General features: G+C 71.0%; 21 protein-coding genes. 17 read left to right on the top strand and 4 right to left on the bottom strand.

The window, feature by feature from the left end:
* On the bottom strand, nucleotides 1–1,027 hold a 1,027-nt coding region (locus I6A60_RS35765), incomplete at its 3' end, for a low temperature requirement protein A (RefSeq protein ID WP_203055811.1).
* Between the two features lie 245 nt (nucleotides 1,028–1,272).
* On the opposite strand from I6A60_RS35765, the gene I6A60_RS35760 reads away from it, so the two are divergent.
* From I6A60_RS35760 to I6A60_RS35710, 11 genes are all read left to right on the top strand, one after another.
* The gene (locus tag I6A60_RS35760) at nucleotides 1,273–2,163 is read left to right on the top strand and encodes a DUF4397 domain-containing protein (protein ID WP_203019848.1); all 891 of its coding nucleotides are present in this window, start codon (nucleotides 1,273–1,275) and stop codon (nucleotides 2,161–2,163) included.
* Entirely contained in the window at nucleotides 2,160–2,909 is a 750-nt protein-coding gene (locus I6A60_RS42320; protein ID WP_203019846.1) for a class F sortase, read from the top strand. Before I6A60_RS35760 ends, I6A60_RS42320 begins: the two co-directional genes overlap by 4 nt.
* A gap of 735 nt (nucleotides 2,910–3,644) precedes the next feature.
* The gene (locus I6A60_RS35750; RefSeq protein WP_203019836.1) at nucleotides 3,645–4,229 is read left to right on the top strand and encodes a hypothetical protein; all 585 of its coding nucleotides are present in this window, start codon (nucleotides 3,645–3,647) and stop codon (nucleotides 4,227–4,229) included.
* A gap of 274 nt (nucleotides 4,230–4,503) precedes the next feature.
* Nucleotides 4,504–5,550 carry an MBL fold metallo-hydrolase gene (locus I6A60_RS35745; protein ID WP_203019834.1) on the top strand — a complete coding sequence of 349 codons (1,047 nt, stop codon included), beginning with the start codon at nucleotides 4,504–4,506 and terminating at the stop codon, nucleotides 5,548–5,550.
* Nucleotides 5,551–6,068: 518 nt separating this feature from the next.
* Nucleotides 6,069–6,674 (top strand): effector-associated domain EAD1-containing protein, encoded by a 606-nt coding sequence (locus I6A60_RS35740; RefSeq protein ID WP_203019832.1) that lies wholly within the window; start codon nucleotides 6,069–6,071, stop codon nucleotides 6,672–6,674.
* Between the two features lie 29 nt (nucleotides 6,675–6,703).
* On the top strand, nucleotides 6,704–9,064 hold the full coding sequence (locus tag I6A60_RS35735) for a tetratricopeptide repeat protein (RefSeq protein ID WP_307874033.1): 2,361 nt from the start codon (nucleotides 6,704–6,706) through the stop codon (nucleotides 9,062–9,064).
* A 97-nt stretch (nucleotides 9,065–9,161) separates the two neighbouring features.
* On the top strand, nucleotides 9,162–10,415 hold the full coding sequence (locus I6A60_RS35730) for a VWA domain-containing protein (protein ID WP_203019822.1): 1,254 nt from the start codon (nucleotides 9,162–9,164) through the stop codon (nucleotides 10,413–10,415).
* Nucleotides 10,416–10,464: 49 nt separating this feature from the next.
* Complete coding sequence (locus I6A60_RS35725; protein WP_203019820.1) at nucleotides 10,465–11,820, top strand: hypothetical protein; 1,356 nt, start codon at nucleotides 10,465–10,467, stop codon at nucleotides 11,818–11,820.
* Nucleotides 11,817–13,145 (top strand): ABC transporter substrate-binding protein, encoded by a 1,329-nt coding sequence (locus tag I6A60_RS35720; protein ID WP_203019818.1) that lies wholly within the window; start codon nucleotides 11,817–11,819, stop codon nucleotides 13,143–13,145. Before I6A60_RS35725 ends, I6A60_RS35720 begins: the two co-directional genes overlap by 4 nt.
* Nucleotides 13,146–13,312: 167 nt before the next feature.
* Nucleotides 13,313–13,750, top strand: a complete 438-nt coding sequence (locus I6A60_RS35715; RefSeq protein ID WP_203019816.1) for a MarR family winged helix-turn-helix transcriptional regulator — start codon at nucleotides 13,313–13,315, stop codon at nucleotides 13,748–13,750.
* Nucleotide 13,751: 1 nt separating this feature from the next.
* Nucleotides 13,752–14,975 (top strand): epoxide hydrolase family protein, encoded by a 1,224-nt coding sequence (locus I6A60_RS35710; RefSeq protein WP_203019812.1) that lies wholly within the window; start codon nucleotides 13,752–13,754, stop codon nucleotides 14,973–14,975.
* On the opposite strand, the gene I6A60_RS35705 is transcribed toward I6A60_RS35710, so the two are convergent.
* A complete protein-coding gene (locus tag I6A60_RS35705; RefSeq protein WP_238436935.1) occupies nucleotides 14,972–16,267 on the bottom strand; it encodes a HAMP domain-containing sensor histidine kinase in 1,296 nt (431 codons plus the stop codon). The two genes, I6A60_RS35710 and I6A60_RS35705, sit on opposite strands and share 4 nt — an antisense overlap.
* 2 nt (nucleotides 16,268–16,269) lie before the next feature.
* Nucleotides 16,270–16,923: a response regulator transcription factor gene (locus I6A60_RS35700; RefSeq protein ID WP_203019810.1), complete on the bottom strand. Its 654-nt coding sequence runs from the start codon at nucleotides 16,921–16,923 to the stop codon at nucleotides 16,270–16,272.
* A gap of 172 nt (nucleotides 16,924–17,095) precedes the next feature.
* Between I6A60_RS35700 and I6A60_RS35695 the strand changes: the two genes are divergently transcribed.
* The 4 genes from I6A60_RS35695 to I6A60_RS35680 are packed head-to-tail and all read left to right on the top strand — an operon-like array spanning nucleotide 17,096 to nucleotide 20,833.
* A complete protein-coding gene (locus tag I6A60_RS35695) occupies nucleotides 17,096–17,698 on the top strand; it encodes a hypothetical protein (RefSeq protein WP_203019808.1) in 603 nt (200 codons plus the stop codon).
* Nucleotides 17,695–18,888, top strand: a complete 1,194-nt coding sequence (locus I6A60_RS35690; RefSeq protein WP_203019806.1) for an efflux RND transporter periplasmic adaptor subunit — start codon at nucleotides 17,695–17,697, stop codon at nucleotides 18,886–18,888. Before I6A60_RS35695 ends, I6A60_RS35690 begins: the two co-directional genes overlap by 4 nt.
* A complete protein-coding gene (locus tag I6A60_RS35685) occupies nucleotides 18,885–19,640 on the top strand; it encodes an ABC transporter ATP-binding protein (protein ID WP_203042497.1) in 756 nt (251 codons plus the stop codon). The genes I6A60_RS35690 and I6A60_RS35685 overlap by 4 nt, the downstream gene beginning before the upstream one ends.
* Nucleotides 19,637–20,833, top strand: a complete 1,197-nt coding sequence (locus I6A60_RS35680) for an ABC transporter permease (protein WP_203019794.1) — start codon at nucleotides 19,637–19,639, stop codon at nucleotides 20,831–20,833. The genes I6A60_RS35685 and I6A60_RS35680 overlap by 4 nt, the downstream gene beginning before the upstream one ends.
* On the opposite strand, the gene I6A60_RS35675 is transcribed toward I6A60_RS35680, so the two are convergent.
* Nucleotides 20,804–21,454, bottom strand: coding sequence for a TetR/AcrR family transcriptional regulator (locus tag I6A60_RS35675; protein ID WP_203019792.1), 651 nt, complete (start codon nucleotides 21,452–21,454; stop codon nucleotides 20,804–20,806). The two genes, I6A60_RS35680 and I6A60_RS35675, sit on opposite strands and share 30 nt — an antisense overlap.
* A 164-nt stretch (nucleotides 21,455–21,618) precedes the next feature.
* Between I6A60_RS35675 and I6A60_RS35670 the strand changes: the two genes are divergently transcribed.
* Nucleotides 21,619–22,188 carry a TIGR03086 family metal-binding protein gene (locus tag I6A60_RS35670; protein ID WP_203019791.1) on the top strand — a complete coding sequence of 190 codons (570 nt, stop codon included), beginning with the start codon at nucleotides 21,619–21,621 and terminating at the stop codon, nucleotides 22,186–22,188.
* 7 nt (nucleotides 22,189–22,195) lie between these two features.
* Nucleotides 22,196–22,378, top strand: coding sequence for a TMEM175 family protein (locus tag I6A60_RS35665; RefSeq protein ID WP_203019789.1), 183 nt, complete (start codon nucleotides 22,196–22,198; stop codon nucleotides 22,376–22,378).
* Nucleotides 22,379–22,438: the final 60 nt, after the last annotated feature.

Genomic DNA, 22,438 nt, shown 5'->3' with positions numbered 1-22,438 from the left:
CCCCCGGGGCATCATTCGGGGGGGGGGGCGCGGGGGACCGCCCCCCCCCCCCCCCAAACCCCCCCCCCCCCACCCGCCCCCCCCCGCCGCCGCCCGCCCCCCCCCCGGGGGGCGGGCCGCCGCGGTGCAGCAGCTCGCCGGCCGACCCGTGGGTGCCGGCGGCGAACAGCAGTACGCCGAAGATCATGACGTAGTGGGCGAACGAGTAGCCGGTAATCGCCCACACCGGCCGCTGTCGTGGCGAGGCCGCGGCCATCGCGTCGACCGCGCGGTCGTCGTCCCCGCCGAAGTAGAGCCACCACATCGCGGTCGGTACGAGCAGCCCGACGAGCGCGCCGACCACGAGGTGGCCGGCGACAGGCTCCGACTCGCTGGCCAGGGCGACCCCGATCAGCGACTCGCCGAGCACGATGAGGATGACCAGGCCGTGCCGCTCGCCGAAATGCGTGGCGTTGATCTCGAAGTTCGCACCCAGTCCGATGAAGAACGGGGAGACCCCCTGGACGAGCCCGGCGGCCAGCCACGGCCAGACCCTGGCGTCCGAGGGAAGAGCGGCGGAGCCGAGGACGAGCCCGGCCGCGACCAGGTTCGGCGGTAGGAACCGGGCCGCCTGACGGATCGCCGCCCGTCCTCGAAAGAGCAGGAAACCGGCCGCGTGGACGAGCACGACCGCCAGGTAGGCGAGACCGAAGGTCAGCGTGCCTCCTGCCGCGGCGCCCGGCTCCAGGGCCGTCGGAACAGCCAGCGCGACGACGAAGAACGCGGCCATGCCGAGCAGCACCACCGCGCGGCGGACCGGGGTGTCGGGATCGTGGGTGTTGGTCAGCCAGGCGAACGCCGCGTACATCCAGAAGACGATCCAGAGCTCGACCGCGGCCCGGCCGACGCCGCCCGCGTCCGGCGAGCGCACGATCACCTGGGTCACCTGGGTGATCGTGAAGACGAAGACAAGGTCGAAGAACAGCTCGATCGTCGAGACCCGAGCCGGCGGTTCGCCCTCCACCGGGTCCCGTGCTGCGAAGGTCACCCGGTCAGCGTGCCCGACGCCAGCCGTTGCGCTCACAGGAGTACCCGTCGTTCGGCGCCCTGGACCCGGCGGTAACCCCGATCACCGTGACGGGATGGTCACGGGGCGCTCAATGGCACGTTTAGTGCCTTTAGCTGATGGAAAAAGCGCATATGCCGGCTTGAGCGGTTAGGGTCCGAAGTCCCGACGTTTGTGGGCACTGAGGCCAACGCGGCTGGGACCGTTTGGCTAGTGGGGGTCGCATCGTGACTAGAGGACTGACCGCGCCGCGCCGTTGGCGGACCATGGCTCTGCTGGCGGTCGCCGTCGGCGCGGTGGTAGGCGTCCCGGCGCTGGCGTCGCCAGCCGCCGCGGCTCCGGCCGCCGCCACGACCGCGACCGGAACGGTCACGCTGGTCCACGGCCTGCCCGGCGTCGTCGCCGACGTGACGGTCGACGGCAAAGAGGTCATCAAGAGCTTCGCGCCGGAGCGGATCACCGACCCGCTCAGCCTGCCCGCCGGGGTTCACCAGTTCGCGGTCCGTCCGACCGGCGCCGCGCCCACGTCCGCGCCGGCGGTGTCGGGCTCGTTCGCGATCGCCGCGGGCTCGCGGCTGTCGGTGGCGGTCGGCCTCGACGCGGCCGGCCAGCCGATGGCGCACGTCTATGACGACGCCGCCAGTGGCCTGGCAGCCGGCGCGGCCGGGGTGATCGTGCGCAACGTCGCCGACGTCGCCGACGCCCGGGCCAGCCTTGACGGCGCCCCGCTGGGTGGCACGGCCGGAGCCGGGTCGGTGGTCAACAGCTCCCAGCGGGCGACGGTCGCCACGACCGGTTCGCACACGGTGACGGTCACCGACACGGCGGGCACGACGACGCTGGTCAAGGCGCAGACCGTCCCGGTGCGCCCGAGCACCGCCAGCGTGCTTTACCTCATCGGTCGCCCCGGCTCCTACACCTGGCTGGCCGACCAGGTCGCGACCGTCACGCCCGACCGGGTCAACACCGGAACCAGCGGGCTGGTCGCGGACCACTCCACGCCGCCGGCGGTCGTCCCGGCGCTGATCGGCTTCGCCGTCGTAGCCGCGGCCGGCCTGGTCGGCTGGCGGCGTCGGCGCGTCTGGCTCGCACGGCGTGGCCAGCCCGGGACGACGTGATCCACTGGCTTCGGCACCCCGGGAGCCGGCTGGTCCGGACCCGGCGCCGCAGGCTGCTGCGCCGCTCGATCGCCGGTGTCGCGTTCGGCGCCGCGATCCTCGGCGGCGGCGGGCTGCTGTGGTGGCGTTCGACGGCCCCGCCACCCGACAGCGGAACGCTCGCCGCCTCCGCCGAGGGCCCGGGCGAGGCGACGGGTACGTCGGCCTCGACTCGGCCGAGCGCGGCCCCGGCGGGGGCGGCGCCGGATGACCTGCTGACCAGCCGGCCCGGCCGGCTCGCCGATCTCGACTCCGGCGCGATCCGCCCGCCGATCCACCTCAGCGAGTCCACGACTGGCATCGACGCGGCCGTCGTGCCGGCCGGCGTCGACCCGACGACCCGCGCGCTGGAGGTGCCGGCCAACGCCACCACAGTCGTCTGGTGGGCCGCCGGTGCCGAGCCGGGCGCCGCCCGCGGCACCGTCGTCCTCGCCGCCCACGTCGACTACGACGGGCGGGAGGGGGTCTTCTTCCGCCTCGATCTGATCAGGATCGGCGACGTCGTGACCGTGACCGACGACGCCGGCAACGCCCATCGCTACCGGGTCGTGACCCGCCGCCATGTCGCCAAGGCGGCGCTGGCCGACACCGACGTCTTCCGGGCCGACGGGGCGAACCGGCTTGCGCTCATCACCTGCGGCGGCGGGTTCGACACCGCCACCCACAGCTACCTGGACAACCTCATCGTCCTCGCCGAACCGATCTGATCCGCGCGAGCGCCCGGCCGCCGTCCTGCCCCCGCCTCCCGCCGGCCGCGACTGAAGGGTGAGTCATATGCCCGGTCCCGTCAGGCCCGATCCTGCGGCGAGCGGCCCGCTCCCGTCGCCGGCCGCCCGGCGACCCGCGTCGGCCGGCTGCCCCTGCGAGGCGTGCGCCCCCCCGGCGCCGCCCCCCCCCCCCCCCGCCCCCCGGGGGGGGGGGCCCCCCCGGGGGGGGCGGCCCCGCGGGGCCCGCCCCCCGCCGCCGCGGCAGCCGCCAAGGCACAGGCCAAGGCAGCGAAGGGCGCCAAGGCGCCCGCCGTGGCCAAGGCGTCGCCCGTAACCAGGGCCCCGTTCGAGGCCGCGGTGCCCGTGACGAAGTCGCCGCCGGCCGCGGCCACCTCGGCGCCGGCGCCGGCCACTGCGCCTCCGGCGGCGCACTCGAAGCCGTTGGTGCCGTCCGAGCCAGTGGTGCCGCCTAAGCCAGTAGTGCCGGCCAGGCCGGTGGTTCCGCCTCGGCCGGTGGTGCCGGCCAGGTACGCGGCGCCGCCCCGGCCGGCGAAGGCCTCGAAGCCGCCGAAGGCTCACCGCGTCCCGAAAGCTGCCAAACCGCCGAAGGCCGGCAGGTCGCCCAAGATCTCGAAGGGCCTGCCGGCCGCCGACACTCCCGTGTCCACCGGCGGCACGGCCACGCCCGCGGCGGGCGGTCGCCGCAGGTCGCGTTCTCACCGGTCGTCCTTGGGGATGCCGCGGCTGAGCTGGCCGGACCGCGGCCGCGAGATCGGGCTGGTGGCCGCGGTGGTCGTCCTGCTGCTGGTGACCGCCGTCGGAGTCGTGCTCACGCTCGGTGGTCATGGCGACAAGGCGGGCTCAGGGCATCGGGACCTGGCAGGTTCGACCCCCGCCGCGGCCCGTCAGCCGGTCGCAGCCGTTCCAACCGTGGAGGCCACCCGGTTCGGCCAGCCGGTTGGCGTCAGCCAGGATGGCCAGCTGGCCGGCACGATCGAGGTCGACAACCCGGCCCCCGCCGCGCAGGTCGCCGGCGTGCCGGCCACCAGCGGCTCGTTCCTGACCTTCCGGGTCACGGTGCGCGCCGCGCGCGACGGTCTCGTCTACAACCCGCTCTATTTCAGCGTCGTCGGTCCGAACGGAGCCCGCTACGAGCCCATCGTCGCCGGGGGCCAGGAACCGGCGCTCGACACCGGCGTGCTCGCGGCCCAAGCAGAGGTCAGCGGCTACGTGACCATCGAGGCGCCGACGCGGGGGACGCTCGTCTACGCCGCCGGCCCGTCCGGTCGGACCACCAGCTGGCCCTATGCAGGGAGCTGACCCGGTAGACGCCGTGGCCGTCGCCGTCGCCGTCGATCTCATCGGCACCAGGGAGATCGCCGTTTCGGCCCTCCAGTGGTCGCGATCCGGGTCGGGAGGCAGCCACCAGAGGGCCGAAGCGGCGATCAAGCCATCGAGGGCGTGCTGGTGGGGGATCGACATCGGCCGGCACTGAGCTCCGGCCGGACCGTGTGGGCTCTGACTTCGACGGTGTTCTCACCGCGTGGGTGCGGTAGATCTGCGGGCTAAAGCTCGGCGACCTAGGGTCCGGAGTATGTGTGACGATGACGCCTCGGGTTTGCGCGCGGCCTTTCCGCGGCCGGTCGCCGGTACGGCGCTCGACCCGGTGTCGTTGGTTCCGGTGGACGAGGTAGTCGTCACGACGCTCGTCGACAACACCTTCGACGCGTTGCTGGCGAGCAATGACCGGGTGAGGCGGGCGCCGATCGGCGCCGGGCTGGTCGAGGCGCCCCAGTTCGAGGACGGTCTGACGACGGTCGGCCTGCGGGCCGAACACGGGTTTTCCGCGTTGGTCCAGGTCAGGCGCGGTGACGCGGTCACCACCCTGCTGTTCGATACCGGTGTTTCGCCGGACGGGATGGTGAGCAACGCCGAGCGCCTCGGAATCGATCTCGGGGACATACAGGGCGTCGTGCTCAGCCATGGCCATTTCGATCACGCGGGGGGCCTTGCTGGTCTGGCGGGCCGTCGAGGGGTCCGCGGCCTGCCAATGACCGTGCACCCGCTGGTCTGGACCCGCCGACGGCTGGCACCCCCCGGTCTCGACCCCTCACTGCTACCGACGCTGAGCAGGCGGGCGCTGGAGTCGGAAGGCTTTCAGGTGATCGAGCGGCGGTCTCCGTCGCTGCTGGTCGACGGCAGCGTACTGATCACCGGCGAGATCGACCGCACGACCGATTTCGAGCGCGGAATGCCACGCGCGCACGAGGCCTGGGACGGCGCCGGCTGGCGTCATGACCCGCTCGTTCTCGATGATCAGGCGCTCGTCGTGCATGTCAGAGGCAGAGGACTCGTGGTGTTGACCGGATGTGGGCACGCGGGCGTGGTCAACATCGCGCGACATGCGCTGCGGCTGACCGGCGTCGAGCGGTTGCATGCGCTGATCGGCGGCCTGCACCTGAGCGGGACCGCCTTCGAACCGGTCATCGCGCCGACGGTCAGCGCGCTGACCGAAATGGCTCCCGACCTCGTTGTCAGCGGGCACTGCAGCGGCTGGCGCGCCCAGCAGGCGCTGGCCACGGCGCTCCCCGAGGCCTGGGTCCCGAGTAGCTCCGGCACCTCATTCCGACTCGCGGCCTGAACGTCGACCCAGGACCACCAGGGAAGTCGCGCGCAATGGCCCCCTGGAAGGACCGCGTCCGCGAGAGTGTTCACTCGTGGCGCGCCGAGGTGCACCCCGGATGCGGCGATTCTGGGTGAAACGGCCGGACCAGGAACGTCTCGAGACCGCCGTCCGGCGGCGAGACCGTGAAGCTGCAGCTCCGAGGTCCAGAGTGTGGTCGCGCGGACATTCGGCGCCGAGTGGGGCACAATGAGGACCGCCATGTCGCGAAGGCGCCTGTAACGGGGCTCCGGTGTCGTGTCGTACCGAGTTGCCGCCCAGTGCCGTGGTGACACGCGTAGCATTGTCGACTCCCTGGCGCAGAGGCCTTGAGCGGCTTCGACGAGCACAAATTGTTACTTTCGGTACGGGGACTGGGTGGCACCGATCATGGTTTCCTGGGTATCTGGTGGAGGCACGCGTCAACCTGGTCGTCTAAGTCACCCGCGCGGCCACGAGGACGGCCGGTGACGCCGATCAGGCCAAATCGTCAAGATTTGTACAGAGGCGCCCCTGCGGGGTTCGCGCCCGCTACCGTCCCGCTGACCGCGGCGGAACGGCGCGAGTTTCTGGACGAGCTGGCCGCTGTTTTCACCGACCAGGATGACGCCAGCCTCGTGTTGGGCCGGCTCGATTTTCCAGCCGCGAGACGTCCCACGTGGACGACAGGGATCCGATTCTGGACGGCCATCACGGAGGAGCTGGACAAGGGCATCATGCACGAGCCCTACGACCGGTTACTTCGGGAGGCGCTCGACTTCTATCCGACGAACTCGGTGTTCGGCCGCCTGGCCGCTGGCCGGTGGGACAGCCCGGACCGGGCCGAAGTCTCCCCAGAGCCCCCGTCGGAGCAACAGCGCCCGGGGCCCAAGCCGACGGCGTCAGAACTGCGTGGCCGCCTGCGGGCCTACCGAGCCAAGGCGTCGCGGCTTGGTTTCGCCGAGGACGACACGCTGCTGTCCCTTTACGCCACGGCGAACGCCGCACTCACCTCCCGCCCCGTCAACCGCCGCCGAGCGGAGGCGGCGGTCCACGCCTACGAGCGGGCCGTGCATGCCCGTGATGACGGCGGCTCCGGGGCGCGGGAGGGGACGGACCGTTGAACGCGTCCACGGATGTCCCGTGTGAGCGGGTGTGGGAGGACGGACCGTGCAAGGGTGTGATCAACAGCAGAGTGCGCTGTTCCGTGTGCGGACATCCACCACCCGCGCGTGGTCCGGCGCGGTTGGAGCGGGTGCCGGCACCGAGGCGCGAGCCGCCCTATTCGGGCGGGACGTCCAGGGCGGGGACGTCCACATCAGGCAGCACCTCTGGAGGCTCCCGGAGCAGCCAAGGACTGTTCGACCTCCCCAGGCTTCCCGTGGGTCTGTTGCTGACGGGGGCGCCCGCCGTGCTGCCGGAGTCGGAGCTGTTGCCGAGCCGGCACCGATGCGGCAACTGCACGACGGAACTGACGCGAGGGAAGAACGACCAGCTGGTCAGCCCGGAGGGGCGCTGCGACGCCTGCGGACATCCGTACTCGTTCACCGTCAAGCTGCGGGAGGGCGACGTCGTCGGTGCGAACCGATACGAGGTGCTCGGCCCGGTTGCGCGGGGCGGCCAGGGGCTGATCTACGCCGCGATCGACCGGAACCTCGCGATCGACCGGTCCGACGACCGGCCCGACGATGACCGGCCCGACGATGACCGGCCCGGGAATGACCCGTCCGACGACGGCCCAATCAGGTCCTGGGTGGCGTTGAAAGGCCTGCTGGATTCGGAGAACAGAGCAGCTGACGAGGCGCATCGGCAGGAGCTCAGGTTCCTGACCTCCGTCAGCCATCCCAACCTTGTCAAGGTCAGGGACTTCGTCGAACGCGACGGCGCCCACTACATCGTCATGGACTACGTCCGGGGAGTCTCGCTCGGCGCACTCGTCGGACCGGGTGACAGATCGCCGCTGCGGCCCGCGGACGCTGTCCGCTACCTGCTGAGGCTGCTGTCCGCGATCGGCTATCTGCATCGGCGCGGGCTGATTTACTGCGACCTGAAACCCGAGAACGTGATGGTGACCTCCGAGGACCTCACCCTGATCGACCTGGGTGGTGTTCGCAGAGCGGACGACGGCGTATCACCGTTCTTCAGCACCGCGGGGTTCCGTGCTCCCGAGCTCGAAAAGAACCAGCACGGTGGCACGATTCGCTCCCGACCACCCTCCATCGCCTCGGACCTGTACGCGGCGGCGCGCACGCTGGCCGTACTCGTACTGGGACGCTTCCCGCGAATGACGTCGGATTACCGGCATTCCCTCCCTCCGTCGGACAGGTTTCCCGTGCTGGCGGAGTACGACTCGCTGCGCCGGGTCATGGTAAAGGGAATGGCCCCCGACCCCGAGGACCGGTTCGGTGACGCCGAGGAGATGGCCGACGAGCTGGTGGGGGTGCTGCGGGAGATCGTCGCTCGTGAGCAAGGGGAACGGATCTCCGCGGTCAGCCGCTGGTTCGACGACGTCACGCATCCCACGGGGGAGGGCGCCGACGGCCGGCCGGTCGTTCCGGCGTGGTCGGCGCTGCCCGCGATTCGGGTGGACCGTGATGACCCGAACCGTTCCCTCCTGGCGGTCGTGCCCGTCCGGGAGGAGCCCGCTCGGGCCGTCCAGCAGCTTGAGGAGTTGTCGGCGGCGTCGCCGGCGGCCCTGGAGGTACGGCTGTTGCTGGTCCGGGCCCGGATCGAGGCCCACGAGCCGACCGGAGCCCGGCGAAAGGTGACAACGGCCTCCGGCGAACCGGGCGAGGCGGAGCAGGACGGGCTGGCCAGGGCCCGAGAGGACCTGGCCGAGCTGGCGACCATACATCCCCGGGATTGGCGGGTCCGCTGGTATCAGGGGCTCGTCGAGCTGTCGGCCGGGCGGCCGGACCGGGCCGTGCTCGCCTTCGACGAGGTCTACAGCCAGGTGCCGGGTGAGCTCTTTCCCCGGCTGGCGTTGGCGATGGCCGCCGAGGCAGCCGGGGATGTCGACCGGGCCGGGAAGCTGTTCGACGTCGTGTCCAGCGTCGACAGCCAGATCACCAGCGCCGCCTTCGGGCTGGGTCGGTGTCGTCCCGACCCGGCCGCCCGCGTCTCGGCGTACGAGCGGGTTCCCCGCTCGTCCCGCGCGTTCGTGCCGGCGCAGACGAGGACCATCGAGCTGCTGACGCGGGCGGACGCCGACGAGCCACCCGAGCCCGAGACGCTCGACCGCGCCGCGGGGTTCCTGCGCAGGATCGAGGACGACCTGCGGCCCGAACAGAACTGCCGGCTGCGGCTCGCCATCCTGCGCGCCGCGCTGCGGCTGGTCCGTTCCGGCACGGCTCCCGCCGGGATGACGGTGCTTGGGTGCGCCCTGACCGAGCGGGACCTGGGGTTCAGGCAGGAACAGACGCTGCGCGAACTGGCCGCCCGGACACCGGACCGCGGCGAGCGGATCCGCCTCGTCGACGAGGCCAACAAGGTTCGGCCGTGGACCTGGCTGTGATCGACCCGCGACCCGCCGCCGACCTGAGCGGACCACATGCGCTGGAGACGAGGCTATGGTGATCGAATTCGCCGTTCGGGTTGACCAGACCCTGTACGTGCCGCAAGACGAAACCAAGACCGACGCGCTCGTGACGGTGACGACCAGCTCCAACGGTGCCGGCGGGCCCGGCCCCGGGGCGTTCGCCGAGGTGATAATCGTCGACTGCTCGGGGTCCATGGCGTTTCCCAGGACGAAGATCGCCGCGGCTCGACAGGCCGCCGGCGCCGCGGTGGACGCCCTGCAGGAGGGCGCCCACTTCGCGGTGATCGCGGGTACCGCGCTGGCGCGGTTCGTCTACCCCCGGGAGGGTATGGCCGTCGCCTCGAGCGACACCCGGGGTCAGGCGAAGGCGGCGATATCCCGACTGAGCGCCGACGGCGGCACGGCAATGGGTAACTGGTTGCGCCTCGCGGACTCCCTGCTCGCGCGGCGACCGGAGGCCATCCGGCACACGATCATGCTTACCGACGGGAAGAACGAGAGTGAGACGGCGCAGCAGTTCGCCGAGGCGGTCGCGGCATGTGAAGGGCATTTCCAGTGTGACTGCCGCGGCATCGGTGAGGGCTGGGTGGCCGCCGACCTTCGCTTGATCGCGAGCAGACTGCTCGGGACGGCGTCCCCGATCGTCGATCCCGCCGGCCTTGTCGACGACTTTCGCACGGCGGTCCGCCGCGCGATGGGCCGGGCGGTCAACGAGGTGTCACTGCGGGTCTGGACTCCACGGGGCGCCCGCGTAGACCTTCTCAAGCAGACGGCGCCGACCATCGAGGACCTGACGGACCGGGGGGTGCGGGTCGACGCGCTGACCGTCGACTACCCGACCGGGGCCTGGGGTCTGGAGGCACGCGACTACTACGTCGTCATCGACGGCCTGCGCCCCATCGTCGCCGACACGCCCAGCTCCGCGGGTTATGTCGCGGTGATGGCGGGAGGCGTCGAGCTGTCCGCTGCCGAGGTGGAGGTGCAGTGGACCGAGGACGCCAACCTGTTCACCGAGATCAGCGAGCGGGTGGCTGAGAGCACCGGCCAGATCGAGCTGGCTCGGGCCATTCAGGAGGGCATCGCCGCGCTGCGCGCCGACGATATCCCGACGGCCGAGGCCCGGTTGGGGCTGGCCGTCTCCCTCGCGTACCAGAGCGGGAACGAGCGGAAGCTGAGCGAACTGGGCCGGCTGGTGGAGATTCCGGATTCGGCGCTCGGCGCGGTGCGTGTCCGGTCCGATGTGACGGACCACGACATGGAGGTCAGCGAAGTTCTGTCCGTGCACAGCCGAGAAGTGGGTTCGACGGCCCAGGAGCGCCACGCGTGACGGGGCGAACCGCCATCGACGTCGATGGTGTGACCGATGGCGATGAGCCGTGACGGTCGAGCTCGACACTCACCCGCCGGCCTCGCCGCCGTCCGTTCCCGCGGTCCGGCTCCGCCGTTTCCGCTCTCCACTCTGGATTCGCGGCTTCCGCTCCGCGGCCGGGACGACTCCGGGCCGGCTGCGTGCCCTGCTCGCGGCGATGCTCCTGGCCATCCTCGTCGTCTGTCTGACCGGTGCCGAGGCCGTCGCGGATCTTCGAAACACGACGGTGACGGCCGCCGACCGGACCTCGCCGACGGTGATCGACGCAGCCCTGGTCCGCGTCCTGCTCGCCGACGCCGACCGGGTCGCGGTGCAGGGCCTGCTTCCGACCGCGGGTGGGCAGCGGACGACCAACGGACCGGGCGGGGCCTACCAGGATGACATCAAGTCGGTGGAGCAGGCGCTCGAACGGGCGCGCACCACGGGTCTGACCGGCCTGCCCATGGTCCAGACGGTCAACGACCAGATGGTCCTCTACGTGGGCGATGTCGCCCAGGCCCAGGCCTACGCTGCCGTCCTGGCCGCATCGGCCGGGTCGGATTCCTCGCCCGGGTCGGATTCCTCGAAGACGGTGGATCTCAGCGTCGTGTACCTGTCGTACGCGGCGGAACAGCTGCGTACGTCGAACGGTGCCCTCGCCACGGTCGAGAAGTTCCGGCTGGAGAACCGAAGCCGACTACCGAACCGGGGTTGGGGTCCCTGGCCGTTGCTGGTTGTCCAGCTGACCCTGGGGACGGTGCTGCTCGGCCTGGTGGTCGGCGCCCAGCTGTTCCTGCGCCGCCGTTTCCACCGTCGCGTGAGCCTCGAACTGGCGGGTATCGCCGCGATCGTCGTGCTGATCTGTGGATGGACGACGGCTCAGAGCGTCTCGACCAGCCGCGCACTCGACGAAGGCGTACGGGAAACCGACCGGGTCACCTGCCTGTCTCAGGCCCGGGCCCTGGCCGCTCTCGCGGACCGCGACTACAGGTACGGCGCCCACCCGACCCTTGTGGCCAGCACGGCGCGACCGCCTCAGGAGGGCGCCTGTGCCACCGCTACCCCGAATTACCAGGAACACCCCACTGCCGCGCAGGCAGCCCGTTTCCTTGACGGTCAGGACAGCGCCGAGGTCTCGCGGGAACTCCGCACGTTCCTGTCCGCTCCGCCTGCGGCGAATGACCACGACTCGGCATACCTGCGCGTCGACAGATCGCTCCGCCAGCTCCAGGAGAACCACCTGCCACAACTGACGCGGGCCTGGGATGACGCGCTGCCCTCCCGCGGCCTCGAATGGATACTGATCGCCTGCTCGGTGGGGGCCGCCGGGCTGACCCTGGTGGCGTTCGTGCCGCGGCTGCGCGAGTACAGGAAGAGCTCATGACGGCGGCCAGGTCGTTCCTCGCCGGGCTGTGCGCCCTCGCGGTGGTTCTCGGGTCGACCAGCTGCGCGGGTGGCTCCCCGTCGCGCACTGTCTCCGTTCTCGGCACCTGGGTCGGCGACGAGGGGAACCTGTTCGTCGACGAGGTCCTGAAACCCTTCGAGAAATCCACCGGGATCGATGTCCAGTACGAGGGGACCAGAGACTTCTCCGCCGTGCTGGAGAGCCGGGTCCGCGACGGCGACCCGCCCGATCTCGCGCTGCTCGCCAGCCCGGGCCAGTTGCAGCAGTACGCCCAGGACGGCCAGCTCGTGCCGCTCGACGGGAAGACCAGCGGAATCCAGCTGGACCGGATCCGCGCGGAATACACGCCGGCCTGGCTGCACAGCGGTCTGGCCACGGACGCTGGCGGCATACAAAGACAGTTCGGGGTAGTGGTTCGAGGCAAGCGCAAGAACGTGATCTGGTACTCCCAGGCAGCCTGGGGGAGAGCGAGGCTGGCCCAGCCGCGCACCTGGGAGGACCTGGTCAAAGTGACGGGAGACATCACCTCGAGCGCGCCCCTGGCCAGTAGCGGGTCAGCCTGGTGCGCCGGGCTTCGGGACAGTTCGTCCTCAGGCTGGCCAGGTACGGACTGGATCGAGGACATTATTCTCCGCGATGCGGGCGCCGATACCTACCGAAGCTGGTACCAGGGCACGTTGCCCTGGACGAGCCCGCAGGTGCAGAACGCCTGGCTCGCCTGGAAGCGGATCATCGAGGTCAGCCCGGCTCCGCAGACCACGACCGGAATGCTCCTCGACGGGATCCAGTACGGCGAGGAGGAAATGTTCCATAACCCGCCGGCATGCTATCTCCGCCGCATCGGTTACCTGCAGACCAGCGATTACCAGCGACACGCCGCCGACTTCGGGTATTTCGACCTCCCTCCGGCCGGTGGCGGACCCCAGAACATCGAGATCGCCGGCGACCTGCTCACGATGTTCCGGCAGTCCGACCAGGCCGCGGACCTGGTGAACTATCTGACGTCGGTCGAGGCGCAGGACGTCTGGGTGAAGCCTGGCGGCGCGATCTCCCCCAACAAGAGGGTGACCGCCTACCCGGATGAGACCACGAACAGCCTGGCCCAGTCCGTCAACGACGCGAACCTGGGAAACGTCGTCTTCGACGCGTCCGACGCCATGCCGCTGACGATGCGTAACGCCTTCTACCAGGCCGTGCTCGAGTTCGTCGCGGAACCCGATCGCTTGCCCGCCATCCTGAAGAATCTCGACGTGGTCCGGTGCCAGGCCTATCCAGAAGCCGCGAGCCTCCATGGATGCCCATGACCTTCGCGGCGGGCCCAACGACGCTGCATCGAGCATCGCCCCCGTTCCATGATCGCCGTCCCGGCGTTCAGGTGGTCGTTGCCGGGTCTTACATCGAAGATTGATATAGTCAGGGCATGGGTCGATCATCGGCAGACACGCCGCTCGATGTTGATCGCCTGGCGACGGTGATCGAGGACTTCAACACGGTCTTCATCCGGCTTGCGTCGGTGCAGCGGTTGAACTTCTCGACGCTGTCGGTGCTCCACAGCCTCTCGCGCGGCGGGCCGATGCGGCTGACCGATCTCTTGGCGACCGAGCAGATCAAGCAGCCGGCCCTGACCAGCCTGATCGCGAAACTGCAGGCGGCCGGCCTGGTGTCCCGGCGGCCTGATCCGAGCGACGGCCGTGCGGCGCTGCTTTCGGTGACCTCGGCAGGCGAACTGGTTGTCCAGTCCCGGCACGCCGACCGAGTAGCGCGGCTAACGCGGTTGACCGACCGACTGGACGACCACGACCGGGCCGTGCTCGCCGACGCCCAAGAGGTGCTGTCTCGGCTGGTCGCCATCGCGCACGACGCACCGACTGAGCCGTCGAGCGGTTCCGACCGCGGGCGAGGAGAATGACGTGCCCCAATTGCCCCTGGAGCCAACCCCGATCCACGTGTCCGACGAGGTCCTCGATGACCTGCGTGTCCGTCTCACGCTGACCCGTCCGCCACTGGACGAGGGGAATGCCGACTGGTTCTACGGCGTCCCGGGAAGCTATCTGCGTGATCTTGTCGCCTACTGGCGGGACGGCTACGACTGGCGCAGGGCCGAGGCGGCCATCAACGCCTACGAGCATTACCAGGTGGACGTCTCCGGTGTCCCGGTGCACTTCCTGCGCAGGCCCGGCCGCGGCCCTCGTCCGATCCCGTTGATCCTCACCCACGGCTGGCCGTGGACGTTCTGGCACTGGTCGAAGGTGATCGACCCGCTCGCCGACCCGGCCGCGTTCGGCGCCGACCCCGCCGACGCGTTCGACGTTCTCGTGCCCTCCCTGCCCGGCTTCGGTTTCCCCGGCCCACTCACCGGCTTCCCCGACGTCAACTTCTGGAAGGTCGCCGACCTCTGGCACACCCTGATGACCCAGACCCTGGGTTACGAGAAGTACGCCGCCGGGGGCTGTGACATCGGCGGAATCGTCACCAGCCAGCTCGGCCACAAATACCCCGACGAGCTGTACGGCATCCACATCGGCTCCGGGCTGCCGCTCGACTTCTTCACCGGCCCCCGCGCCTGGGACCTCGCCCGTAACCGGCCCCTCACCGACGACCAGCCCGCCGACGTCCGTGCCCGGATCATCGAGATGGACCACCGCTCGGCGTCCCATCTCGCCGTGCACATGCTCGACGGCGCCACCCTCGCCCACGGGCTGAGCGACTCTCCCGCCGGACTGCTTGCGTGGCTGCTGGAACGCTGGAACGCCTGGAGCGACAACGGCGGCGACCTCGAGTCCGTCTTCACCAAGGACGACCTGCTCACCCACGCCACGATCTACTGGGCGAACAACTCCATCGCCACGTCGATGCGCTACTACGCCAACGCCAACCGCCACCCCTGGACCCCCGCCCACGACCGCACCCCGGTCGTCCAGGCCCCTGTCGGCCTCACCTTCGTCACCTACGAGAACCCACCCGGCATCCACACCGCCGCCGAGCGCGTCCAGGCGTTCACGACCGGCCCGCAGGCCGACTGGTTCAACCACGTCAACGTCAGTGCCCACGACCACGGCGGCCACTTCATCCCCTGGGAGAACCCCGACGCCTGGGTCGGCGACCTGCGCCGCACCTTCCGGGGGCTGCGTTAGTCCCGAACGGCGGCCTGCTTCGGGCGGCCTTGAGTTTCGCTGGAGCGCTGCCCGAGAGGAAAGTCGACCTGGATGCGGAGCCCACCACCGGCGGGCCGTGGGCGGGCCTGGATGGTGGCGTCGTGGGCCGTGGCGATGGCCTGGACGATGGACAGCCCAAGGCCGAGTCCGTCGCCGCTGGCGGTGGAGTCGGCGCCGAGCCGTTGGAAGGGCTGGAAGAGCCGGTCGACATCGTCGAGGCAGATGGCCGGCCCGGTGTTGGACACGGTGAGGAAGGCGTGCCGCGGCGTGGTGCCCGTCTCGATGTCGACGCGGCCGCCCGCGAGGTTGTGGTGCAGGGCGTTGTCGACGAGGTTGGTGACGAGACGTTCGGCGAGCCGAACGTCGCCGGCGGTGGGCGCGACGTCCAGCGCGGCTCGGACGTCGATCTGGAGCAGATCGGACTTGGGGCCGACGGTGGCCAGGACCGCCTCGGTGATGCCGGCCAGGTCGAGGGGCTCTCGATGGTCCAGGCCGCGCTCGCTGCGGGCGAGCACGAGCAGCGCGTCGATGAGCCTGTCCTGACGCTCGCCCTCGACCAGCACCTCCTGGCAGGTCGCTCGGACTGTGTCGAGGGTCGCGTCGGGGTCGGTGAGCGTCATCTGCAGCATCGCCCGGATGACGGTGAGCGGGGTGCGCAGCTCGTGGGAGGCGTTGGCGACGAAGCGCCGTTGGGCGTCGAATGCCGCGTCGAGCCGGCCGAGCAGCGCGTCGATGGTGTCCGCGAGCCTTCTGAGCTCGTCGTCCGGCCCGGGCACGGCGAGCCGCTCGTGCAGGTTGGTGGCGGAGATGGCCTGGGTGGCCTCGGTGATCCTGCGGAGTGGTCGCAGGACGCGTCCGGCCACGAGCCATCCGAGGGCGACGGAGGTCGCCGCCGCGACCGCGAGCGCGATCCCGGAGCGGATGAGCAGCTGGTGCATCTCGTGCGCGTGCTGGTCGGCCGCCAGCGCCTTGAGGTCCTCGGGGGTCAGCGCGAAGGGCGCCGCGGCGCGGCCCTGCCCCTCGGTCATGGCGGTCGACGGCGCGTCGCCGTGCCCGCCCGACTCCGCGACGCAGGCATTGAGGCCGTCTGGGCCGGTGTAACAGGTATCGCCGGGGACGTGCCACATCAGTGCGTAGGTGATGGCGAGCAGACCCGCACCGCTGAGCAGGAAGAGCGCCCCGTAGACCGCGGTGAGACGCAGGCGAAGGGTCCGCGGGCGTCGCCCCGGGCGGATCGGCAGGGCGTGTCCGCGGCGAAGACGGTCGAGCATGGTCAGATCCGGTAGCCGGCTTGAGCGACGGTCTGGATCACCGTGGGCTCACCGAGTTTGGCCCGCAGCCGACTGATAGTCGTCTTGACCGCGGTGCTGAACGGATCGGCGTGCTCATCCCAGACCCGTTCCAGGATGTCCTCGGCCGACACGGCGGCGCCCTGGGCGCGCAGCAGCAGCTCCAGGACGGCGAACTCCTTCGGGCTCAGAGCAAGCGGACGCCCCGCCCGCGTGGCCACCCGCCGAGAGGGATCGAGGCTCAGCTCGCCGTGCGTCAGGGTCGGTGGCAACGCGGGGCGGGACCGCCGACCGAGGGCTCGGATGCGGGCGAGCAGCTCGAAGAAGTCGAAGGGCTTGGGTAGGTAGTCGTCGGCGCCGAGGTCGAGGCCTTGAACGCGGTTGCCGATGGTGCCGGCGGCCGTGAGCATGAGCACTCGGCTTTCGCACCCGCCGGCGAAAAGCTCGCGGCAGACGTCGTCGCCGTGCAGCCCAGGAAGGTTGCGATCCAGCAGGATGACGTCGTAGCTCGTCCTCGTGGCACGGTCCAGCGCATCGCGCCCGTCATAGGCGAGATCGACAGCCATGCCCTCGCGGCGCAGCACCGTGGCGATCGTCGCGGCGAGCTTGGCGTGGTCCTCCACGACCAGCACCCTCATCGGACCTCCTGGACTGGTGCGGCACGAACGCCAACGGCACCAACGTCAACGGCACCGACGTCAGCATCGCCGCCAGGCGGTTGCGGTGCGGTTACAGCGTCACTGTGCCGCAACCGGCCCCTTCGTAGAACCGGATCGACCACTGATTCGGCGACCACGCAAGGGACGGAACATGCGTCAGCACGCGACGATCCTCACCAGCCCCTCGGAAAGACGTCGGCCCCGCCGGACCGGCCCGGCGGCGGCCGCGCTGATCGCGATGGCACTGCTCGCGGTGTCGTGCGGCGACAGCGGCAGCACGAGCCCGGGCGTCGCCAGCGCCGGATCGCGGACGGCCTCGCCTTCGGCCGGCGCGACGAAGGCGAGTGCGCTCGCCTACTCGCAGTGCATGCGCGCCCACGGACTCGCGGACTTCCCGGACCCGGGCAGCGACGGCGAGATCCAGCTCGACATCGGTCCAGGGAGCGACCTCGACCAGAAGAACCCGAAGTTCCAGGCTGCGGACGGCGCCTGCAAGTCGCTGCTGCCCGGCCACGGCGTGCCCCCGACCGGGGCCAAGGCCGCGAACCTCCAGTACGCGAAATGCATGCGCACGCACGGCATCTCCGACTTCCCCGACCCGGCCGCGGACGGGACCCTGCAGCTCCAGGCCCAGCCGGGCGGCGATCTCGACCCCAATGATCCGCGGTTCACAGCCGCGAACGAGGCGTGCCAGCAGTATCTGCTCGGAGGCGGCCAGGGCGGCGGCCTCAGCACCCACGGGGCGACGTCATGACCGCGCCGACGACCGACCCGGTCGGCGACGTGGTTGTCGCCCGGGCGAGCGCCGCTCCCGGCGACGGGCCGCGCCACCAGCGCCGACGCCGCCGAGGGCGGCGCATCGCGGTGGCTGCCGCACTGGTGGCCGCGGCCGCGTTCGTGGTGGACGGCACCCAGCCGCACGGTGTGAGCTTCGCGCACCCGCTGGGTCAGCACGAGCCGGCGCACGCGGCCGGCACCGGCAACGCCGTCCGGACGTCGACCGCGACCGTGACCCGTCGCGCGCTCGCGGCCCGCACGAGCCTGAACGGCACGCTGGCCTACGCCGGCGACTACACCGTCGGTGGGCAGGCCCATGGCACGGTCACCTGGCTGCCCAGTGTGGGGCAGACGATTCACCAGGGTGAGGTGCTCTACCGCGTCGACGGCGTACCGGTGGTCCTGCTGAACGGGTCGACGCCGGCCTATCGCGATCTGGCCGACGGAACGACCGGGCCGGACGTCGCCCAGCTCAACGGCGCTCTGGCCGCGCTGGGCTACGGACGGGCCGTGGGTCTGGATCCGTCCTCGGACCGGTTCGGCCGAGCGACGAAAGCAGCGGTCCAGAAGCTGCAGAAGGCACTGGGGGTCGAGCAGACCGGAAGGCTCGGCCTTGGGCAAGTGGTGTTCCTGCCGACCTCGGTCCGGGTCACCGCGCTGACCGCGACGCCGGGCGGACAGGCCGGCGAGCAGCTGTTCACGGGCACGTCGACCACCCGGCAGGTCACCGTCGATCTTGACGCCGCGCGCCAGTCCCAGCTCAGGACCGGTGATCAGGTGACGATCACGCTGCCCACCGGCCGAACCACCCCGGGGACGGTGATCTCGGTGGGCACGGTCGCCACAATCCCGGACAAGGGCTCAACCGCCGCGCCCACCGTCAAGGTGGCCATCAGTCCGACGGACGCCGCGGCGACCGGAACGCTGGACCAGGCGCCAGTCCAGGTCGCGGTCACCACGGACACCGTGCGGAACGCCCTGGTGGTACCCGTCACCGCTCTGCTCGCCCTCGCAGGCGGGGGCTACGCCGTCGAGGTCGTCGCCACCGACGGCACGCACAAGCTGCTACCGGTGACCCTCGGCCTGTTCGACGATGCCGAAGGGCTCGTCCAGGTCACCGGCGCAGGCCTGGCCGCCGGGCAGCACGTGGTGGTGCCCGCGTCATGAGCCAGCCAACAGCCGTCCAGGACACGAACGCCGCGGCAACCCGCACCCGCGTGCTGGAACTGCGTTCCGTCCTGAGGATCTACCCCAGCCAGCCACCGGTCACCGCCCTGCGCGGCATCGACCTGACCATTCACGCCGGCGAACTGATCGCGGTGGTCGGCCCGTCCGGATCGGGGAAGACCACCCTGCTGCACGTGATGGGCACCCTCGACCGGCCGACGTCAGGGACGGTGCGGATCACCGGCCTCGACGCCTCGGAAATGACCGACCGCGACCTGGCCGGACTGCGAGCGGCCCGGATCGGCTTCGTGTTCCAACAGTTCTTCCTCGCCGAACACGAAACCATCCTCGACAACGTCGCCGACGGGCTGCTCTACGCCGGCGTCGCCCACCGCGAACGCCGCGAGCAGGCCGCCGCCGCGCTCGCCGCGGTCCAGCTCGGCGACCGGCTGCTCGCTCGCCCCACCCAGCTTTCCGGGGGGCAGCGGCAACGGGTCGCCATCGCCAGAGCGCTCGTCGGCGAGCCGGCGATCCTGCTCGCCGACGAGCCGACCGGCAACCTCGACCATGCCACCGGGGAGGCGATCCTGGCCCTGCTCGACGAGCTCAACGCGCGCGGGACCACCATCGTCGTGATCACCCACGATCGCGACATCGCCGGCCGGATGCCGCGGCGCGTCGAGATGCTTGACGGCCGAATCGTCGCCGACACGGCGCGACCGGGCTGCCTGGACGAGAGGCGGCCGCGATGACCGCCGCGATGGCCGGACGGCTGCGGGCCGGCGACGTAGCCCGGGTGGCCAGCATCGGGCTGCGAACCCGAAAGGCGCGGGCGGCGCTGTCCGCGCTCGGCATCGCCATCGGGGTGGCCGCGATCGTCGCCGTCCTCGGGCTCTCGTCGTCCTCCCAGGCCGGGCTGCTGGCCGAGATCGACCGGCTCGGCACCAACCTGCTCACCGTGACCAATGGCGAGGACCTCCTCGGCAACACGACCGAGCTACCGAAGGCCGCCCCCGGGATGATCGGTCGCGTCGGGCCGGTCACCGCGGTCGAGGACACCGGCGCCACCAAGGCCCACGCCTACCGCAGCCCGTTCATTCCCGCCATCAACTCCAACGCGCTGTCCGTACAGGCGGCCAGCCTCGGGCTACCCGCCGCCGTGGGCACGGGCATCGCCCAAGGCGGCTATCTCAACGCCGCCACGGCCAACGAACCCGTCGCCGTGCTCGGCGCGACCGCGGCCAGCCGCCTGGGCATCGTTCGCGTCTACCCCGGTGAACGGATCTGGGTCGGCAACCAGTGGTTCTACGTCGTCGGCATCCTGCGCCCCGCCGTTCTCGCTCCGGAGATCGACGCCTCGGTGCTCGTCGGATTCCCCGCCGCCGGGAAATACCTCGGCCTCGACGGCCATCCGTCGACCATCTACGTGCGCTCGGCCACCGAGCAGGTCCCGGCGGTGCAGTCGGTGCTCGCGGCGACGGCGAACCCGGACAATCCCAGCCAGGTCAACGTCAGCCGGCCCTCTGACGCCCTGGTCGCCCGAGCCAAGGCCAAGAACGCGTTCAACGGCCTGTTTCTCGGGCTCGGCGCCGTCGCGCTGCTGGTCGGCGCCATCGGCGTCGCCAACATCATGGTCATCTCGGTGCTCGAACGCCGTTCCGAGATCGGGCTGCGCCGAGCCCTCGGCGCCACCCGTAGTCACATCCGCATCCAGTTCCTCTCGGAGGCGATGCTGCTCGCCCTCCTCGGCGGGGCCGTCGGGGTGGCGGCCGGCGCCACCGCCACCGCCGTCTACGCCACCAGCAAGGACTGGGCTGTCGTCATCCCCACGATCGCCTGGGCCGGTGGGCTCGCGTCCGCCGTCCTCATCGGCGCGGTCGCGGGCCTGCTCCCCGCGCTTCGCGCCGCCCGGATGTCACCCACCCAGGCGCTCTGGGCCGTCTGAGCCCTGATCCGGGGCGGTGGCGACGGCCGGAGGACGCGCGGCTGGCAGCGGGCTGGCGAGCAGGCGGTCGACCAGCGTGTTGATGTAGCTGGGGGAGAGCGCCCCGGTGCCGAACAGCACGCGGATGTACATCGGGGCGAGGATGTGGTCGACGATCTCGAGGCCGTTGGGCGGGTGTTCGCCCCGGTCGCGGGCGCGATCCAACATGTCCCGGAGCTGGCGTCCGCGCCCGGCGACGAAGGCGTCCCGGGCGGCCAGGCCGGCCTCTCCCGCCGATGACAGGGCGACGAGCAGGCGCAGTACGGCGAGCCCGTCGGGGCCGGTGACGTCGCGGGCGACGTTGGCGGCGTAGGTCCGCAGGTCCTGTTCCAGGCTGCCGGTGTCGGGGATGGGGGACGTGGTGGCCAGGCGGCCGGTCACCACGTCCGTGAGCAGGGATTCGAGCGTGCCCCAGCGGCGGTAGACGCTGGTGTCGGCCACTCCTGCGCGGGTGGCGATGTCTGCGACGGTGAAGTTTCCGTAGCCGCGCTCGGCGATCAGACCGGTCGTCGCCTGGTGCACCGCGGCGCGGACCCGGGCGCTGCGCCCGCCAGGCCTGCGGGTCGGCTCCTGTTCCGGCATCCGGCCACCGTAACGCAGCGGAAGTTTGCGTTTGTTTGATCGACCTCATACCGTCTAACGCAGTCATCCACTGCTTTAGGAGCGACGGTGCAGCCCCTGTTCTTCCCCGACAACCCCAGCCGCTGGGGCGAAGCCCTGCGCACTCTCCGCACGAGGACCGCGACATGACCACCGTGATCGACCAGATCGACCGCGCCCTCGACGTGACCGCGACCGTCGTCAAGGGCATCACCGGTGACCAGCTCACCGCCCCGACTCCGTGCCCGGGCTGGGATGTACGCACCGAGCTCAACCACCTGGTCGGCGGAATGCGCATCTTCGCCGCCGAGCTCACCGCGACCGACGCCGGCGGCGAGCACGAGGACGACTGGCTCGGGACCGACCACCACGCCGCCTTCGCCACCGCGGCGGCCCTCGACCGAGCGGCCTGGCAACGCCCCGACGCGCTCGACACGACCGTGCGGCTTGGGTTCGGCCCTACCCCCGGGCCGGTGGCCGCCCTCATCCACCTCACCGAGGTCCTCGCCCACGGCGCCGATCTCGCGGTCGCCACCGGCCAGGAGTCTCTTCTCGACGAGGACGCCTGCGCCGGCCTGCTCGCGATCATGACGGGCATGGACTTCGACGCCTTCCGCCGTCCCGGCATGTTCGGGCCCGCGGTCCCCGCCCCGCGGGACGCCCCAGCCCACAGACGGTTGCTCGCCTTCCTCGGCCGTACCCTTCCGCCGCGCTGACCCACGGATGGAGCGTGTGCCGGCCGGACTCACCCGGGAGCGCGTCGGGTTCTTCACCGACGCCGTGTTCGCCATCGCGATGACGCTGCTGGTCATCGAGATCCCTCGGCCTGAAAGCAGTTCCGAGTTCGGCGTGGGACACGGGGTCGACAGGGCCGCGGCCTCCCGCAACCCAATACCGCTAATTTAAGCGGCTCGGATGATGTTGATAACTGGCGGGTTCGGGTATGTTGTGCAGGTGTCCGTCCGT

This window comes from Frankia sp. AgB1.9, assembly GCF_016786355.1.
In the GTDB taxonomy this organism is placed as follows: Bacteria; Actinomycetota; Actinomycetes; order Frankiales; family Frankiaceae; genus Pseudofrankia.
Note: the sequence above shows the minus strand (reverse complement) of the source record. Positions and strands in the feature narration are given on the sequence as shown.

Bases quoted from the DNA above. Each gene is read 5' to 3' on its own strand.
- I6A60_RS35700 (WP_203019810.1), bottom strand. From the start codon at position 16,923: ATGAGGGTGCTGGTCGTGGAGGACCACGCCAAGCTCGCCGCGACGATC.
- I6A60_RS35680 (WP_203019794.1), top strand. From the start codon at position 19,637: ATGACCGCCGCGATGGCCGGACGGCTGCGGGCCGGCGACGTAGCCCGG.
- I6A60_RS35745 (WP_203019834.1), top strand. From the start codon at position 4,504: ATGTGTGACGATGACGCCTCGGGTTTGCGCGCGGCCTTTCCGCGGCCG.
- I6A60_RS35675 (WP_203019792.1), bottom strand. From the start codon at position 21,454: ATGCCGGAACAGGAGCCGACCCGCAGGCCTGGCGGGCGCAGCGCCCGG.
- I6A60_RS35720 (WP_203019818.1), top strand. From the start codon at position 11,817: ATGACGGCGGCCAGGTCGTTCCTCGCCGGGCTGTGCGCCCTCGCGGTG.
- I6A60_RS35750 (WP_203019836.1), top strand. From the start codon at position 3,645: ATGCCGCGGCTGAGCTGGCCGGACCGCGGCCGCGAGATCGGGCTGGTG.
- I6A60_RS35705 (WP_238436935.1), bottom strand. From the start codon at position 16,267: ATGCTCGACCGTCTTCGCCGCGGACACGCCCTGCCGATCCGCCCGGGG.
- I6A60_RS35690 (WP_203019806.1), top strand. From the start codon at position 17,695: ATGACCGCGCCGACGACCGACCCGGTCGGCGACGTGGTTGTCGCCCGG.
- I6A60_RS35695 (WP_203019808.1), top strand. From the start codon at position 17,096: ATGCGTCAGCACGCGACGATCCTCACCAGCCCCTCGGAAAGACGTCGG.
- I6A60_RS35665 (WP_203019789.1), top strand. From the start codon at position 22,196: ATGGAGCGTGTGCCGGCCGGACTCACCCGGGAGCGCGTCGGGTTCTTC.
- I6A60_RS35670 (WP_203019791.1), top strand. From the start codon at position 21,619: ATGACCACCGTGATCGACCAGATCGACCGCGCCCTCGACGTGACCGCG.
- I6A60_RS35685 (WP_203042497.1), top strand. From the start codon at position 18,885: ATGAGCCAGCCAACAGCCGTCCAGGACACGAACGCCGCGGCAACCCGC.